Source organism: Acrocarpospora corrugata (assembly GCF_009687845.1).
Lineage (GTDB): Bacteria > Actinomycetota > Actinomycetes > Streptosporangiales > Streptosporangiaceae > Acrocarpospora > Acrocarpospora corrugata.
In genome coordinates this window covers 1-1847 of the sequence record NZ_BLAD01000001.1, presented here as the reverse complement: position 1 = coordinate 1847, position 1847 = coordinate 1, and the positions used below count along the sequence as shown (strand labels likewise).

1 protein-coding gene and 1 tRNA gene are annotated in these 1847 nt (G+C 62.7%); both read left to right on the top strand.

Annotated features, from left to right (window positions below; genetic code table 11):
- Nucleotides 1-960, top strand: a 960-nt coding sequence (locus Acor_RS00010) for an SNIPE associated domain-containing protein (protein ID WP_155334395.1), incomplete at its 5' end; no start/stop codon positions are given.
- Nucleotides 961-1209: 249 nt separating this feature from the next.
- Nucleotides 1210-1299: transfer RNA gene (locus tag Acor_RS00005), tRNA-Ser, on the top strand.
- Nucleotides 1300-1847: the final 548 nt, after the last annotated feature.

Sequence of the window (1847 nt, the reverse complement as noted above, 5' to 3'; positions counted from 1 at the left end):
GGGGCCTACAAGGAGCAGCTGGCACAAGTTAAGGCCCGCATCAAGGCGCTGTCCAAGGACGACAAGGCGGTACTGGGCTCCACCAACTGGCAGGTCAATGGGTCGGCGGCCGAGGGGCGCCGGATGGTGCGCGACTTCTCCAAGCTGATGCTGCGCGCGTACAACGCCGAGGCTGACAACTGTGTGCGCACGATGCGCCCGTACAAGCTGCAGTCGGCTGTCGACCGGCTGGAGAAGTCCGTGGAGATGATCGTCAAGCTCGGCAGGACGATGAGTATTCACGTCAGCGGTGATTACCACCGGTTGCGGGTCTACGAGTTGGAGTTGACCGCTGATTACCTGGCCAAGCAGGAGGAGGAGAAGGAGCGTACCCGTGCCCAGCGGGAGCAGCAGCGCGAAGAGGAGGCCGCGCGCCGTGAATTCGAGCGGGAGAAGGCCCGGCTCCGCAAGGAGGAGGCTCACTACCGCTCTGCGCTGGCCAAGCTGCTGGCTAAAGGCGATGACGCCGGGGCGGAGGAACTCAAGGCGAAGCTGGAGGAGATCGGTGCGGCGGTTAGTGACGTCGAGGCGCGCGAGGCCAACGTGCGGGCCGGCTACGTATATGTGATCTCCAACGTTGGTGCGTTCGGCGGGGACGTCGTCAAGATCGGTATGACCCGCCGGCTAGAACCCGAGGATCGTGTACGGGAACTGGGCGATGCCTCCGTGCCGTTCAAGTTCGACACCCACGCGTTGATCTTCAGTGACGATGCGGTCGGACTCGAAGGGCAACTGCACGCCGAGTTGAACGATCGGCGCGTCAACAAGGTCAACCTCCGCCGGGAGTTCTTCCATGCCACGCCCGCGGAGGTCCGAGACCTATTGGTGAAGATCGCGGGTCAGCATCTTCTTGAGTACCGGGATACCGCTGAGGCCCTGGAGTGGCGTCAGTCGGTTCACGCGAAGACGACAGCAGGCTAGGTCGAATCGTGCGGATGATCGACTGAACGCCAGGAAGCCATAGGACAGGCGTAGATGGTGATCGACTCGGATGAGGGACACGGTGCGTCAGCCCCGTCTGCGAACTGGCAACGATGGATTGCCCTGGACGGTCCGAGTCGGCTTGCCACGGGACGATGTGGGTGACCCGTTGGATCGGGGTACCCGGCGACGCGGGATATTTGCGGGATGATCTTCTTTGGATAGGTGTCTAGGCGCGGTCTATCCGCAGGTGAAAGGGCGTATCGGCCTAGAGTCCATACTGGTCTTGAAAACCGCTAGGCCGGGTGACCGGTCTCGTGGGTTCGAATCCCACGCTCTCCGCCTAGCTTGGGAAATGTGGTCTCAGCAGGGCTGATGCCGATTCCAGCCCTGCTGATCATTTTCTCGGTGTGCAGCTGTGAGCCGTCGTGGGTGGTTCCATGTCGGTGGTCGCGCAATATACGCGCAATGATCTTGATCCTGCTTTGGCTGGTCAGGGACCGTAGACGCATCGCCCTACGATCGCCTTGTGGTGGCCGGCGTCCTGAGCAGGCTGGGGGCGATCGGCGGCCCAGGGCTCCGCCCAGGTCCATCGGGTGTCCCAGATCGGGCGTACCGGACACGACGAATCCCGTGACCGACTGGAGTCGACGGCGCTTGTTGAGCCTGTAGGTCAGTCTTCCAGAGCGGAACCGATGCGACGGTCAGCGTAAGCAATCAGAAGGATCTGTGACGCTGCGCGATATGCGCTGATCAGGCGTCAAGTGCGACGGGCGGCATCCACAGATCGCCGGTGAAGACGCGGTGGATCGCCTCGAAGCCCGACAAGCCGTGCTTGCGGGCGCTGTCGAGGTAGGAACGGACGGTCAACAGCTTCCGGCACGGCG